10 protein-coding genes are annotated in these 14,146 nt (G+C 60.7%); 2 read left to right on the top strand and 8 right to left on the bottom strand.

What is annotated here, in order from left to right; genetic code table 11:
- Positions 1-239 precede the first annotated feature (239 nt).
- Positions 240-1,226: an AraC family transcriptional regulator gene (locus tag GA0061103_RS32180; RefSeq protein ID WP_167376681.1), complete on the top strand. Its 987-nt coding sequence runs from the start codon at positions 240-242 to the stop codon at positions 1,224-1,226.
- A 46-nt stretch (positions 1,227-1,272) separates the two neighbouring features.
- Here the strand turns inward: GA0061103_RS32180 and GA0061103_RS32175 are convergent, their stop codons facing one another.
- A complete protein-coding gene (locus tag GA0061103_RS32175; RefSeq protein ID WP_092719469.1) occupies positions 1,273-1,683 on the bottom strand; it encodes a hypothetical protein in 411 nt (136 codons plus the stop codon).
- A gap of 453 nt (positions 1,684-2,136) precedes the next feature.
- Here GA0061103_RS32175 and GA0061103_RS32170 point away from each other — a divergent pair, with 453 nt between their 5' ends.
- On the top strand, positions 2,137-3,279 hold the full coding sequence (locus GA0061103_RS32170; protein ID WP_092719465.1) for a polysaccharide biosynthesis/export family protein: 1,143 nt from the start codon (positions 2,137-2,139) through the stop codon (positions 3,277-3,279).
- Between the two features lie 11 nt (positions 3,280-3,290).
- On the opposite strand, the gene GA0061103_RS32165 is transcribed toward GA0061103_RS32170, so the two are convergent.
- Genes GA0061103_RS32165 through tssG form a run of 7 tightly spaced genes read right to left on the bottom strand, consistent with a single transcriptional unit; the run spans position 3,291 to position 14,144 of the window.
- Entirely contained in the window at positions 3,291-4,202 is a 912-nt protein-coding gene (locus GA0061103_RS32165) for a protein kinase domain-containing protein (protein ID WP_092719460.1), read from the bottom strand.
- Positions 4,199-5,584, bottom strand: coding sequence for a type VI secretion system-associated protein TagF (gene tagF / locus GA0061103_RS32160; RefSeq protein WP_092719456.1), 1,386 nt, complete (start codon positions 5,582-5,584; stop codon positions 4,199-4,201). The genes GA0061103_RS32165 and tagF overlap by 4 nt, the downstream gene beginning before the upstream one ends.
- 9 nt (positions 5,585-5,593) lie before the next feature.
- On the bottom strand, positions 5,594-9,076 hold the full coding sequence (tssM, locus tag GA0061103_RS32155) for a type VI secretion system membrane subunit TssM (protein WP_092719453.1): 3,483 nt from the start codon (positions 9,074-9,076) through the stop codon (positions 5,594-5,596).
- Positions 9,073-10,602 (bottom strand): type VI secretion system protein TssL, long form, encoded by a 1,530-nt coding sequence (gene tssL, locus GA0061103_RS32150; protein ID WP_092719450.1) that lies wholly within the window; start codon positions 10,600-10,602, stop codon positions 9,073-9,075. The genes tssM and tssL overlap by 4 nt, the downstream gene beginning before the upstream one ends.
- Positions 10,599-11,939: a type VI secretion system baseplate subunit TssK gene (tssK, locus tag GA0061103_RS32145; protein ID WP_092719447.1), complete on the bottom strand. Its 1,341-nt coding sequence runs from the start codon at positions 11,937-11,939 to the stop codon at positions 10,599-10,601. The genes tssL and tssK overlap by 4 nt, the downstream gene beginning before the upstream one ends.
- The gene (locus GA0061103_RS32140) at positions 11,936-13,129 is read right to left on the bottom strand and encodes an FHA domain-containing protein (RefSeq protein WP_167376680.1); all 1,194 of its coding nucleotides are present in this window, start codon (positions 13,127-13,129) and stop codon (positions 11,936-11,938) included. Before GA0061103_RS32140 ends, tssK begins: the two co-directional genes overlap by 4 nt.
- Entirely contained in the window at positions 13,119-14,144 is a 1,026-nt protein-coding gene (tssG, locus tag GA0061103_RS32135; RefSeq protein ID WP_092719440.1) for a type VI secretion system baseplate subunit TssG, read from the bottom strand. Before tssG ends, GA0061103_RS32140 begins: the two co-directional genes overlap by 11 nt.
- Between the last annotated feature and the right edge of the window lie 2 nt (positions 14,145-14,146).

Raw genomic sequence — 14,146 nt, 5'->3', positions numbered from 1 at the left:
AAAATATATTCCTGAAGGTCAGATCATATTATGAAATAATATAAGTATAATCAAAATGTATACAGTGATGATATGCTGATATATCCACATGGTTGCAATTGTAATATTTATTGTTTGGCGAATTGATTTTGTTTATCATCCAAGGTTATTTCATACGGGGATGTGGGCGAGGATTTACTTTCAGGGAAATAATTGAAGTCTGAAAGATGATCCGCTGATGCAGCACATGAGGGGATTATTTGACCTACGCGACGCGCTCGGTGTTCAAAGTCGACAAGGCCGATGCCGAGGAGATGACGGCGCATTATGCGAGAACCCTGTTTCCTGCCATTGTCGAGCCACTCAATGGGCGCGGCACGATTTCGGTGGCGGATCGTCATTACACGATCGGTTCCTGCAGCGTCTGGCGCGGCAAATGTCATTCCGGCATGAGCGTGAAGCTGTCCGGCGGTCCCGATGCTTACGGCCTTTATCTGCCGACCGCTGGCAAGATGCTGATCGACACGGAGGGGCGGCAGCTGGAGTCGCTGCCGGGCAGGGGTCTGCTGGCCGATATGTCATCTTTCGAACATCTGACATTGTTCGAACAGCGCGGCCATATGGGTATCGCTTTCGAAAAGCCGGCTATGGTCCGGCAGCTCAGCGAGCTGCTGGGCGCACCGGTTCGAGATGATTTGAAATTTACCGGTCCGGTCGACCTGACGTCCGGGCGAGGGATGCAGATCGCAGCGCTTGCAAATATCATCTGGCAGGATCTCACGGCAGGCGGCGCAGAACGATCCTCGGCTGCATTCAGCGAGAACCTCCTGCAGGCGATGATGATCGCTTTGCTTGAAACCGTCCCGCACAACTATTCGGCACAATTGCTGCGACCGGCATCACCGGCCATCCCGAGGCAGTTGAAGCGCGCAATGGAATATATGCACGCCAATACCGGTGCGGATATCAGAATGGCCGATATCGCGCGGGAAACCGGAACGAGCGTGCGGTCCTTGCAGGCGGCGTTTCAGCAGTTCAAGAACACAACGCCCCTTGGCTATCTGCGCAACATAAGGCTGCAGGGGGCGCGCAGAACTCTGATGGATTCGGGCCATTCGCGGCTGGTTGCCGACATCGCTCGCGATTGGGGATTTTCTCATATGGGCCGCTTCGCGGCACTTTACTATCAATCCTTCGGCGAGATGCCGTCCGAGACTGTCAGGCAGCCTCGGCGCGGGAATGAATAGCGCTGCGATCTGTTTGCGTGAGGAAGTAGCTTTGTCGGAGCCGGGTCTATTCGCCGACCGCGCTTACGATACGGCAGAGGTTCTTGCTGACGCCGGGCGCCACTTGTCCGGCTTGCACGATGAACAGCGCATCGACGCGGCTGCCCTTGCCGTTCTTGCGAACGACGACCCGCAGGGTTTGTGGTCTGCCGGAGCCGCTGGTTTCCTGTTGCGCGGTCAGCGTGCCGAGCTTCTTTTCGACGTTCACGTCGACGAAGCCTTCTGCCAGGACGGCGCGGGATACTTTGTCAAAGGCGGCATTGGGATTGACGGATGGAAAGACCATCCAGGTCTTGTAGGTGATGCCGGTAACGAGCGGCACGCCGCTGCTCTCATAGTGATCCGAGCAGGCGTCGGCGAACGCCGGAGCGGCCGAAAGAACTCCAAGCGCCAATGCGCAAGCTATTCGTGCGAGCATGTTTATATTGCCTTCTTGCTGCCGCGAAAGACTACCCGGCCTTTCCGGTCGATAACCCTACTATCTTTGGGGGGAAATCATCCACTGGAAAGGACCCGTAAAAGTGGAAGATTTCGACGGAAAAATCATTCTTCGTGCCTTGTAGAAGTGGCACCGGTGGAATTAGGTCGACACGCTCGAATTGCAATGGGGCTTGCGTGTTTTCTTTCCGCATTCTCTATCGCTACGGTTGCTCATGATTCGCATTGGCGCTGATATTTCGGTGCAGGATCGCCTTCCGACCGTTGTTGTAGGAGACGCGTTTTGGCGCTCGGGACCGCAATCGGTTGCCATTTGGACACAATGGTAAACAACCGAACTGTCACAATTCATTATTTATTAGCCCCGCATATTGCCTCCCGCCTTGTGGTTGATATTTCTCCCTAGCTTCTAACATCCGAAGGAGATTCCGGAATGCGGAAATGGGCGGCGATTTTACCCTTGGTTGTCCTCAGCGCCTGTGCAGGGCCGTCTGATGGGCCAAGCGCCCTCAATATTCGCAATGCAAGGATGCCCGATACGCAGCGGAAGATTCCGGTCGTGCCGCTCTCTGAAGCTCCGATGGGCGCACAGGTTGTTGCGCCGTCCTATTCGCCCACTGATCAGGGGCTTACGAGCCTGCGCTCTGGCGGCTATTCTGATGCCCGTCTGCGTCCGGGCGACGTATTCGACGTAACGGTGCTGGATACCGGCGAGGACGGATTGCTGTCCGCCACGCAGAGCAAATCGCTCAATCTCGGCCGCTTCACCGTCGATTCCCGCGGTTTCGTCACCATGCCCTATGTCGGCAAACAGCGCGTCGTCGATTCGACCCCGGAAGGGCTGCAGTCGAAGATCGTCACTGCCCTTAAAGGCTCCTCGGTCAACCCTCAGGCTGTCGTGACGGTCGTCGACAAACCGTCCAGCGCCGTAACGGTCGATGGCAAGGTTCGTTCTGCCGGCCGCTTCCCGCTGACGGCGCGCGGAGAGCGCGTGCTTGACGTACTCGCCCTTGCCGGCGGCGCTTCCTCGGCACCGGCCAACACGACCGTGACGCTGACGCGCGGCTCACAAAGGGCGAGCGCGCCGCTGGACCGCATCCTTCAGGATAACAAGCAGAACGTGCGCCTCCTGCCGGGCGATCAGCTGTTCGTCAATGGCACCTCGCAGACCTTTACGGCACTTGGCGCCTTCAAGAGCGTCGGCGAGTTCCCGCTGGAACCCGGCCAGACCACCTTGGCGCAGGCGCTTGCCCGCGCCGGCGGCATGCTCGATGATCGCGCGGACTCCCGCAACTTCTACCTTTTCCGCAACCAGAAGATCTATTCGCAGGTTGCGTCGAGCCTCGCCAAGAGTGCCAGTGCGCCGACTGTCGTTTCGGTCAAGCCGGTCATCTACAGCGTCAACCTCAAGCAAGTCTCGAATTTCGTGCTGATGCAGCAGTTCAAGATGCAGGATGGCGACACGATTTTCGCCAGCAACGCAGACACCGTCGATTTTGCCAAGCTGTTGACCGTCTATCAGAAGAGTGTGCCGACGGCTGCTGCCCCGCTGCCGGGCAGTTCATCGTCGAACTGACAGGGTTCGAACTAGACTGTCTCTATCAAGGCAAGGGCCGCCATCGCGTTCGGCGGCCTCCGGGAAGGAGCGGGGTCCGCCAGATGCCGGGCGGTCGCCTTTATTGCCGCGATCGATTCCCCGTTCTCGCGGCAATGTTCCAGAAGCAGGTTCATGACCCGTCCGGCCGAAAAGAGGTCGGCACTGAACTGCATGGCGGCACCGCCAGAAACTTCTGGCGCGGTGAATCCCGGCGTCACCGCCTTGGCGATATCGAGATCGCGGTATCGAGTTCCACATTCTGCCGCCGTGCCGAAATCGGCGATTTTCAGCTGATTGAGATTGCCATCTCGAAGCAGAAGATTAGCCGGGGAAATATCTCCGTGGACATAACCGGCATGATGGATCGCGCTCAGTCCGGCAAGCATGGATTTCGCCGTCGCTCTGACATCCTCCGCCGACAGAGAACCTTTCGTCAATCGTTGCGACAAGGACGGCCCGATCCATTCCATGATGAGCGCCGGGCGCCCATCGGGCAGGCGGATGGCGCACTGAGCGGAAGCAAGGCCGCTGCAGCGAAGCGTCATGCCAATGCTTCCCTCACGCAGCAGCAGGGCTTTGGCGGTCGCCTCGCTTGAGCGATCCGCCGGGATGGTTTTCATGGCATGGAGCGTACCGAGATCGCGGTGGCGCAATCGGCTGATTTCCGTCCGTTCGTTGCGGTGCGTAACCGCCTCGACGAGAAAGGTATTGGCGATGAAAGCCGGCTCGCCATCGGGCAAGGAAGGCAGGCGCCGGTCCAATGCATCGCGCAATCGATCGATCAGCAGATCGCGCATCCCTTTCGGCCGTTCGGCTTCGCCGTCATGGGTTAGAAGATGCTGCAGCTCGGCAAAGCTGGCCGCAATCCTTTTCATGCCCTCGTCGTTTGTATCGCCGCTCATGTCGCGCCGATGACGATCGCGCTGACATTCTCGCGGCAATTGGCGATGAGCGCTTCCTGGATCAGCGCCTCGGCCGCTTGTTCAAGCGGCGTCTCGATCAGGATCTCGGCGATGACGCGATCGGTAAGCGTGCGGGAAAGCGGACCGCTTGCAAGCAGGAGCCGGTCGCCGCGTTGAAGCTGGTCGCCAACGGTTTCCGAGACGAATTGATCCTGCAGCCCCAGAGCTCGGCCAAGTGTTCGCCGCAACCCGATGTCGATATGGTCGTGGGTCAACAGCCGCATCATCCCATCGCGCAACAGATAGCAGCGTGCATCTCCCGCCCATACCGCGGCGAACTCGCCATCCAGCAATGCGGCGGTCACGACGCTGGCGACAGGAGGCTCGCGTTCGGCGGTGGCACCCTTGGCGCGCAGGATCGCATGGGCATGGCTGAGCTTGCTTTTGATGTCCTGTACCAGCAGCTGCAGTGCCTCACGCCGCGGAATGCCGGCGAGGATTCCTGTTGTGATCCGCGCCGCTTCAATGGCGCCGATGCCATCGCCGACGCCATCCGCAATAGCGTAGATATGCGGTGCTGCACTCAGAAGGAGCGCGTCGGCATTCAGTGAGAGGCGTGTGCCGGCATGGCTGGAATGGCTGTGCGCTATTGCGAAATCTGACCATGCCGCTTTCGTCGTTTGCGGCGCTTCGATCGGATTGGCGGCGACCGGGTGCACCGCCGGTTCGGCAGTCTCGGCTACCTTGTGAGTGTCTGCCGTGATGAGCTTGACAAAATCCTGCGCCGTGGGGGCGGTCACGGTGCGAAACCCCTTGCCGTGGCGGGTGCCGGGACTGATGCGCCACCAGAGAGATGCGGGCGCCGGGGCATTGCCTATGGTCGCGAGCTGCGTCGTGGCCGATCGCTTATCGATGAATGGCGGGCGAAGCCGCTTGATGCCCTCGACGAAACGTTGCATCTCGAAGTCGGCCTTGTCGGAGGTCTCCGCCAGGGCTTCGGCAGCGGTAAACCAGCTATCATCTTCGCACAGATCACGCAGCTGTCCGGAGAAGCGCTGCAATTGAGCGGCTATAATCAGAGGGAAACTTCGGCCGACGCGGTCACGGCTCGGCAGAAGAACGCCTGCAACAGCAGACGGCGCCCACACGCCCTTGCTGACGACGAAGCGCCAGGCAGCCGTTGCATGAAACAGCCGGCGCCAATCCGATCCCAATGCTGCTTCGAGTGCGATCAGGCCATTGTGAACCCATTGATCGAGTTCGCTCTGGAGACGCGAGCCGAGCGCTGAGGAAACGAAATCTCCGTGCGTCGGCAACTTTCCGAAAAAGCCGATCGCGTCGGCTTGCATCGGCGATTGAGTGCGGGCGAGCGGTTCGTTCATGGCGGACCGTCAGAATTGCGCCGGGCAGCTGAAATCGGACAATGCCTGCAGCCGGAAGGGGTTGAGTACCGAACCGAACTGCACGTCGAATTCCGCCGTCTGGCCCTTGTCTTCAAATCGAGCCCGGAAAAGATCGGGAGCCTGGACCGTCACCTTGGCGGCATCGAACAGGCGGAAGGGCGACCAGTCGCCGGTCTGTGTGATGGCCGGTTGCAGATCGCCGGGGAAAAATCTGACATTGGACTGGTTAACGGCGCCAGCCGGCGGCCAGGCGATGGATTTCGGCACAACTTGCCCATGATAATAAACGACGTGCTCGCCGACGATATCAACCATCACCGAATTGGCACTGTCCGAAAGCGAAACGGGCTTGATATTGATCGATATCGAGGGTTTCTCACTGCCGGCGGGGAAGAAGGCATGTTCGATCTTGCTGGCATTTTCGAACTGCGCGATCGCCTGACTGGGTATGCTGTCGCCGCCGAAGGTGCCACGCCAGCCCCAAGGCTGAGCGCTCGTGTCGACAAATGCGTCCAGCCGATTTTTGAAGAAAGACTGGAACACGCCTTGCGGTCCGAACAATCGGACGAAATCCGCCATGGCGATATCCTGGCCGGATTTGCGGTCGAAGGGATAGCGACCGGTGACGATGCGGGCGCAGAGATCGGCACCCTCCGCAGCCCAGAGGTCATTGATGCGGGCGCGGGCAGTCTTGACCGCCAGCGACCCGATATCGGCGGCAACCGCCACCATCCATGCATCGGCGGGCGCCGGCAGCCCGCGGGCCTGCTGCAGCAAGTCCTGATTGGCATTGGCGAGCTGGCCGCCGGCGTCGAAGACGCGTGCCACTTCTGCCGTCGAATTCGCAGCGCGTGACAACTGGCCATAGATGTTCTGCAGGATCGGCTGGAGGCTCTGGATCTGGGAGCGCGGCTTATCGCTGCCATTGGCCTTGCCGTCTTGGGACGCCGGTTGCGCATTGGCGGCATTCGCCTCGAGCGCGGCCCGCAACGGACCGTAAGGATCGGGCGCGCTGATCGCGCCTGTGGTGGCGGCCGTCAACGCTGCATCCGGAACATCGTCAAGCGAGGCAATTGCGGCACCTGCCGCAGGGCGCAGATCGGTGGCGGCCGCTATGGATTTCAGCGCCATCTCCACAGGGCTTGGATTGGCCGCCAGGATGCGCGCCGTCTCGGTCGCATCAGCAAGGTTGCTCGACGGGCGTACCTGAAGGTCGGCCAGCAACGAAGACCATTGCTGCTGGAATGCGTCGAAATAAAGCTGCAGCGTCGCCTGGGAAATCGCGTCCGCGGTCATTCCCGAAGGAGCCGCACCGCTGTCGCCGCGGACCCATTGCTCCTTGAGCGCTTCCGAGGCTGCGGTCGCGACCATCGGTAGCACCACGTCTCGATAGCCTTTGCCCGTGAAAATTCCCGGAATGCCCTCACGCAGCGTTGCCTTGGATTTACGCTGGAAAATCTGGGCTCCGAGCGGCCCCAATGCGTCGGCGGGAAGCCAGGCATCAAGCTGGCGGGCCTGCCGGGAATGGATGAGGATGTCATAGGCTCGGGCTGCAAGACTTTGCGAGTGAATCGTCTCCCGCGCCTTGGCAATCAGGGCATTATCCAGCTCGATCTGCGGCAGATTGCCCGCAGCCATCGCTTCGACATGTCCCAGGAGTGCCTTGCGTGCAGCGGATCGTCCTTCCTCACGATAAAGCGCGGCAAACATGTCTTCCGATTGCTGAGAGACGAAATCCTTATCGATCGGTCCCATTCCACCGAGCATGCCGTACAGTTTCAAGGCATCGAAAGTCTTCTGGACATCCGATGTCTGCTTGAGCTCATTTTGAAGTGCCGCGAGCATGCGAGGCAGAAGAAGCGCGTTCAAAGCGCGCTGATAGGCTCCGCGCTGGCGGCTGGCGATCTTATCCCCCTGGTCGAGGCCGAAGCTCGTCGGCCAGACACGTGCCTCGTCGAAACCGCTGGTGACCGCGCGCAGATTGTCGAGCGCCGGCAGGATCCGCAGGAAATCCGCGTCGGTCACGTCGCGAACCTGAATGCCGCTTGCGAGCTTCTCGTAATTGTCGATACGCCGTTCGGCTGCGGCGATCGCGCGCGAGTTCTGAAAATAGGTTGCCGTCCAGCCGGTGAAGACGATCGCCAGCGCGATAGCGGCTGCGCCATAGGCAATCCGCCTGATCATGGCTTGCCTGCCGGACAGGCGCCTGTCACGGGCAACCAGCGAGGCTTCGCCGAAGATCACTTCCTTGAACAGGCGCGATAGGAAATAGCTGCGGCGCGTGCGCGGAGTATCCGTCTCCCGGCTCTGTGTGCCCGAAGCGAAATAGACGCCGCGAACGAGGGGGGATTCGATGAGGTTGGAAGAGGCACAAAGCTCGGTCAACAGCTCCAGCAGACGCTCTCCCAGGGAGGCAAGCTCCGCCGGGAAACGGAAGATGCGGCCGCGAACCTCGATATTCGGCTCCTGCTGCAGGCGTTCGATCAGCATGGCATCGACCCGCTGCTGCAACAGCGCGAACTCTTCCATGAAACGTTCAGGCAGGTTCTCGCCCTTATAGCTTTCGTCGAGATTGAAGGTCGTGCCCCAGACCTGCTCGCGATCGGTTTTGGCAAGACCGTCGAAGAATTCGACAAAGCCGGTCAAAAGATCGGCCTTCGTCAGGACGACATAGACGGGTACGCGTGCATGCAGGAACTCGTCAAGCTCCGACAGGCGTTTGCGAATGGAGCGCACCTCTTCAAGCTGTACCTGGTGATCGCGGCTGAGAAGGTCGCCGATCGAGAGGGTGACGAGCGCGCCGTTGATCGGCTGCGAGCGGCGGTATTTGCGCAAGAGCCCGAGAAAACCTTCCCATCCGGCCTTGGACGCACCATTCAAATCGTCCTGTGTGGTGTAGCGGCCAGCGGTGTCGATCAGGATCGCCTCGTCGGCGAACCACCAATTGCAGTTGCGCGTACCGCCGGCACCCTGCACGGAGTTGCTGCCCATGGCATCGCCAAGCGGGAACTTTAGGCCTGAATTGGTCAGGGCCGTCGTCTTTCCCGATCCCGGCGCGCCGAAGATGACGTACCAGGGCAGTTCGTAGATATAGCCGAAACGCTTCTTGCTGATACGGCGCAGAAGCAGCAAGGCTTCCTTCAGGCGGCTATGGATTTCGCCCACTTCCGCCTGTTGGCTGGCGGCATCATCGGCAATGCCATCCATCAGCGCCTTGTCACGCTTGCGGGCGCGCAACGTCGTGATCAGCAGATAGATAAGCCATGCCGCGATGACCACGCCAATCGCGATCATCCGTGCGCCGGTACCTGCCAGCGGCTTGAAGCTGCCGTAGCCGGCCATGTAGCCGTAGAACCAGATAACGACGCAGATCGCCGCAACCCAGATCAGCGAGATGAAGCGCTGGCCGAGAAGACCGGCATAGGCCGAGACGTAGGAGCGAAGCGTATAAAACGCACCAAGCGGATTCATCGGGCTCCTCCCGTCATCGTTGCAGATGACGGCGGCGTATTGCCGGTCTGCGTTTGGGGCGTTGCCTGCGGATTGAGGGCCGCATCGCCAAGGCGCTGGGTCGGATCTGTCAGCACAAGGATCTCCGTCCGGCGGTTAGCCTCGCGTCCTTCCGCCGTGTCGTTGCTTGCGAGCGGATCGCTATCGGCGCGTCCTTCGGTAAGGATGGCCTCCTTACCGGCATAGGCGGCAAGGATATCGCCGACGGCGCGGGCGCGAGCCTCCGAAAGATGCCAGTTCGACGGGAACTGCGCGGTGCGGATCGGCACATTGTCGGTATAGCCGACGACGACGGCGCGGAATTTTTCCGACGCCAACGCTCCGCCGATGCGCTGGAGGAGATCGCGGAATTTGGTGCTGACTTCAGCGCTGCCGGTATCGAACAGGCCGGAATTGTTGATGCGCACCAGTAGCCTGCCATTGGAATTCGACAGAGTAACCAGCTTGCGGTCGACTTCCGGCTGGAGGAAAGCGAGCAGATTGTCGAGCGGCGTCGGTTGCGGCTTGACCGCTGGCGGTGTCTCCGGCTGCTTCCTCACAGGCGGCGGCGTCTGTACGGCGACTTCCTTCGGCTTCGGCGCGTCGATCAGAACGCTTGGCGTATCGCGCGGCGGCAGGTTGGCCAGGCGCTCGAAGGTTGCGTCGGAAGCGTTGTTGAGCGACAGCGTGAAGAACATGTAGCCGAGCGCAAACAGAAGCGCGAGCACGGAAAGGATCGTCCAAAGCGCAACAGCCGTGCGCAGCGGCTTATGGCGGGCCGAAACACCGCGCCAATGCGGCGAAAGCTCGCGCTCGAAGACGCCATACTGACCGAGCAAGGTCTTGTAGAGGCTGTCACGGATGCGCCCGAGTTCCAGCGATCCGCGCGGCGAAACGCGCGTGCGGCCTTCGAAGGCGAGCGACAGGCAGAGATAGATGAGAAGCAGCAGGTCCTTGTTGGTGCCTGGGCTTTGCTGGAAATGGTCCAGGAGATCGAAGACGCGATCGCCGCCGGTGACGTCCATGTGGAAGGTCGATACCAGGCCAGATCGCGCCCAGCCGGCGCGCACGCCCCACGGCTTGCTCAAAACCACATCGTCGATGGTCGCACAGATGACATAGTGCGCCGCGCGTGCCCGTTCCTGGCTAATGCGCGCGCTGGCAAGATCGCGCTCGTAGCGTCCGACCGCGTCGATCGTCACGCGCCTGAGTTCGGCAATGTCGGGCTGTTTTTCGGTGTTGCGCAGGCTGTGCGCAAGATTGAGCAATGGTGCGGCCGAGCGCACGATGGTCGGAATGTCATCACCGCCGAAGCGAAAGCCGCGGATCAAGGCATCGACGGACCAGCCACCGGCTGCATTGCCCGATTTGTCGTTCGGCTGCTTATCCAGCTCCTCATCGAGAATATCGGCCATCTTGCGGGCGGCTTCGTTCTTGCGCGCGCCGTCCTCGGTCAGCTCGATGATCGTCGGCAGCTCGTGCCAGGGTGTTGAGCGCGGTGTGTTCATTCTCTGAGAGCCCACAGTTCCATCTCCAGGCCAGGGAAGTCGCCCGCAAGATGCAGCGCGATCGCACCGGAGGTATCAAGCTGTTTCCAAAGCGGATTTTTTGTATCGAGTTCGAAGTAGATCGTGCCGGACCGGTAGGGCAGCTGCCGCGGCAATACGGGAAGCGGCCTGACGGGAATGCCGGGCAGCGCGACATTGACGAGCTCGGCAATGCGCTCCACAGGCCCGATCTTGATCTGCGCGGGCAGCTTGCGCCTGACATCCTCGGCCGACATCTCGGCGCGGACCGCAAGCACGAAGCCGGCATCCTTGAGCAACGAGCGGTCGTTGATGGTCCCGACACGCACGTCGTGACGGCGCTCGATGAGTTCGATTGCAACGGCTGCCTGCTCGAGCACTGCAGAAAGAGACGCGCGCAGATCATTGAAAACAGATGAAAATGTCGCTTTCAGATCATCATGGCGATAGGGCGGAAAGTCGCTGGCACGCTTGCGGTCGGTCGTGAAGGTGGCAAGCTCGCCGGCAAGCTGGATGCACTCTTCGTAGAAGGTCATCGGATGCATGCGCGAAGCATTCGCCGCGATATGGCGCAGCATGGGGTCGGCGCGATTGAGGATATGCAGCAGAAAATAATCGCCGACTTCCGCGGTGCCGCGCACCGTGGGATCGCCGATGCGTTCGGCGATCGCCTCAGCCCGGTGGCGGACGATGCCGAGCAATTCGGTGATAAGTTCGTTCAGCCGCGCTTCGGCCGCACAATTCAGCGAGGGCGCGATGTAGTCCGGATCGAGAATGACCGACCGGTCGGAGCGAACCTCGATGATACGGGCAAGGCCGATCAGATCGTAGCCGGCCAGTTCGTCGCCGGTCTTCAGGTAACGCAGGCTCAGGCGGCCGACATCGATCGGCGCCATGAAGTCGGTTTCCAAGTTCGCATCCGGCGCTTCATATTGCGAGGCGGTGATACGAACGCTGTTGCGCATGGCGCTGCCGTTCATGGCGACGTCGGCTCTGCCGGGCTGACGTGTCGGCAGTGCCAGATAGACGATGGCGTTCTTCGTTGAATCGTCGAGCTCCAGCGGCGGCGGCAGATCCGCATCGATCGGCGCTTCAAACGGCGTGCCGTCGGGCAGGATGCCGCGCAGATTCGACAGTGCGAATTGGCCGATCGCGAGCGCGCTGCGATCGATGCCGATCTCTGCAATACCCCAGGGGTAGGGTGCCAGCCCCCGCGCAGTCGTTCTGACCAGCCGCTCTGTCCAGCGGTCGGCCTGCTGAAAATGCTGCACGCGAAGGAACATGCCCTCGCTCCAAGCCACGCGATTTTCGTTCTTCATCGGGTGTTGCCCGTCCTCTCTGCCAAACTGGTGGTATCGTCGTCGTCGCGGCCGTCGGTGGAGGCGCTGAATGCCTCGGCCAGCAGATCGCGGACCGAAATGCTTTTGCCGCCCCTTTCGAACTGCGCGCGGTAGGCCTTCCAGTAGTCGCCGCTGCCGCGCCAAAGCGCCTTGCGTTGGGAAGCATCGACATGCGCCTCGACCATGCGGGGTTCGAACATCCGGTTGGCTTCGCGAACAAGGTTTTCAAGGCCGGCATTAAGCGTGGATTGCCTCGAAATCAGCGATCGAAGACGGTCGGCGAGTTGCTCCGCCCGTTCGCGGCTGAACAGCGAAGCGGATGAGTGAGTCCGGTTGTCTTCAATTCCGAAAACGGACGCTTCGTCGTCCAGTGTCTGCTCCAGCGTCGAAACGAGCGCTTCAAGCTGTCGCAGCGGATCGAATTGCAACGCAAAACTCGCATCGTCCGCGCCTTGATCCGCATCATCGGCGGCTCGCATATCATTGGCGGGAATGATCGTTTTGGCGTTCTCGGCCGCCTCCGATCCGGAACTGCGGGCAACGGCCACAGAAACATGTGTCGCCGCGCCATGTTCCAGCTGGCTGCCCAGCTCGAAATCCGAATTCCAATCGTCCGGCAGCACCGGCTTGATGCCGTTGACATCGGGTGGGCCGTTCCAGCCGATGTCAACGTTCCTGCTTGGCGACTTGCCCTTTTTTGACGATTGCGGCAGTGCTCCAATCCAGTCGTCGCCGTTGCGCTGGCCGAGCACGCCAGTCGCCGTGCCACCGCCGGGCGCGATGTCAGCCAAGATAGCCGAGATCGTCATGGTTTCATCGCTGAGACGCAGATCGTCCGCCGGATCGTCGATATCGCGGTCGGCCTCCCCGGTGATGACGACGTTGAAGGCGATGGTGCCGAATGCGATCTTGGATTTATCCGCAAGCCTTGCCGTCTCGCCTTCCAGAATGGTCACGCCGTCCACGCGGGTCCCGTTGGCGCTCTGGTCGCGCAGGAGGAAGCCGGCACGATCGCGTTCGATCATGCAATGAACCTTTGAGATCGACCGCTGCTGATCGGTAACCTGCCAGTCGCAGTCCGGCGACCGCCCAAGCGTGCGTTTGCCGCGTTCGAAGAACCATCCTTTGCTGGAACCTTCCCCAGATGTTTGCCGCAGTTCAAGCCGCATGAAGGTCTCCCCGGTCGGATTGTCCTTGCGCCTTACGTGGCTCGGCGATGATGGCATCGTCGCTGTCGCTGTCCGCCGCGGCAACGCGTGCCCAGCTGTTCCATCCAAGCCTCAGCGGATCACCGCTTCCGCCGAGCTGGCAGAAAGGGATATGCTCCTTCTTCAGAACCACTTGGATGTCGAAATCGAGCGACGGATCGACATAAAGCCGCGTCAGGGCAAAGAGCGCATCGATGTTGGCGCTGCCCGGGGAAAGAGATCGGTAATCCTCATAGCCGACCGGCCCGACAACGACACGGAAGCTGCCGCCGAAATCATGGATTGCGGCACCCGCCATTGAGTTGATGCCGAGCTGCACGCCTTGCGGCTGCCCCATGCGGCTGCGCTCGCTTTCAGGAATGGTAAGCCATCTGCCCTTGAACAATTCAATCGCGACCGGCAGGCCGCTGAACTCCTGCAGCATGGCCTGCAGGTTGACCGCATTGCGGGTTCGCGCCGCAAAGAAACCGGAAAATCTGAGGATCAGCTCGTCGTCGGGGCGAACCTTTTCCTTCAGCCGCGCCGTACCAAAGCCTGCCAGCGAGAACAGCGCCCTGATGAAGGCATTGCCGCTTCTGTCCGGGCTCCATCGCAGCCGCCGGGCAAGGCGATATTTCTCGCTTGCGTCGACGAAGAGCTCGGCGAGGCGGCTTGTGAAGAGATCGAAGAAGCTCGAGAGGCCATGAGCCCGATTGCGCTGTTCGCGGATCACCAGCTCGTTGTAGCTCGGTGGCATCGCGCCGAGCGGGCCGAGCAAGCCAGCCATGCTGGCCCTAACCGATCCCGTCGCGCCCTTCCTCTTGAAGTCGCTGACGGCAAGCGGAGCCGGCGAAACGCCGACGGGTGAGGACACCGTCAAATGATCGCCAGCTGCGTGCTGAGCAACGCGAAATGCCGTCGATGGTTCGAAGCGACCGGGGTCGCGTTCGAGCAGCGCCGCAAGTATTTCGCTATCATTTGGCCGGAACTGGTCCATCG

The organism is Martinezella multihospitum (assembly GCF_900094585.1).
In the GTDB taxonomy this organism is placed as follows: Bacteria; Pseudomonadota; Alphaproteobacteria; order Rhizobiales; family Rhizobiaceae; genus Rhizobium; species Rhizobium multihospitium.
The sequence above is the reverse complement of the archived record's forward strand: the minus strand, read 5'-3'. Positions and strand labels throughout refer to the sequence as shown.

Coding starts and splice junctions, on each gene's coding strand:
- GA0061103_RS32175 (WP_092719469.1), bottom strand. CDS start 1,683: ATGCTCGCACGAATAGCTTGCGCATTGGCGCTTGGAGTTCTTTCGGCC.
- GA0061103_RS32170 (WP_092719465.1), top strand. CDS start 2,137: ATGCGGAAATGGGCGGCGATTTTACCCTTGGTTGTCCTCAGCGCCTGT.
- GA0061103_RS32165 (WP_092719460.1), bottom strand. CDS start 4,202: ATGAGCGGCGATACAAACGACGAGGGCATGAAAAGGATTGCGGCCAGC.
- tagF (WP_092719456.1), bottom strand. CDS start 5,584: ATGAACGAACCGCTCGCCCGCACTCAATCGCCGATGCAAGCCGACGCG.
- tssM (WP_092719453.1), bottom strand. CDS start 9,076: ATGAATCCGCTTGGTGCGTTTTATACGCTTCGCTCCTACGTCTCGGCC.
- tssL (WP_092719450.1), bottom strand. CDS start 10,602: ATGAACACACCGCGCTCAACACCCTGGCACGAGCTGCCGACGATCATC.
- tssK (WP_092719447.1), bottom strand. CDS start 11,939: ATGAAGAACGAAAATCGCGTGGCTTGGAGCGAGGGCATGTTCCTTCGC.
- GA0061103_RS32140 (WP_167376680.1), bottom strand. CDS start 13,129: ATGCGGCTTGAACTGCGGCAAACATCTGGGGAAGGTTCCAGCAAAGGA.
- tssG (WP_092719440.1), bottom strand. CDS start 14,144: ATGGACCAGTTCCGGCCAAATGATAGCGAAATACTTGCGGCGCTGCTC.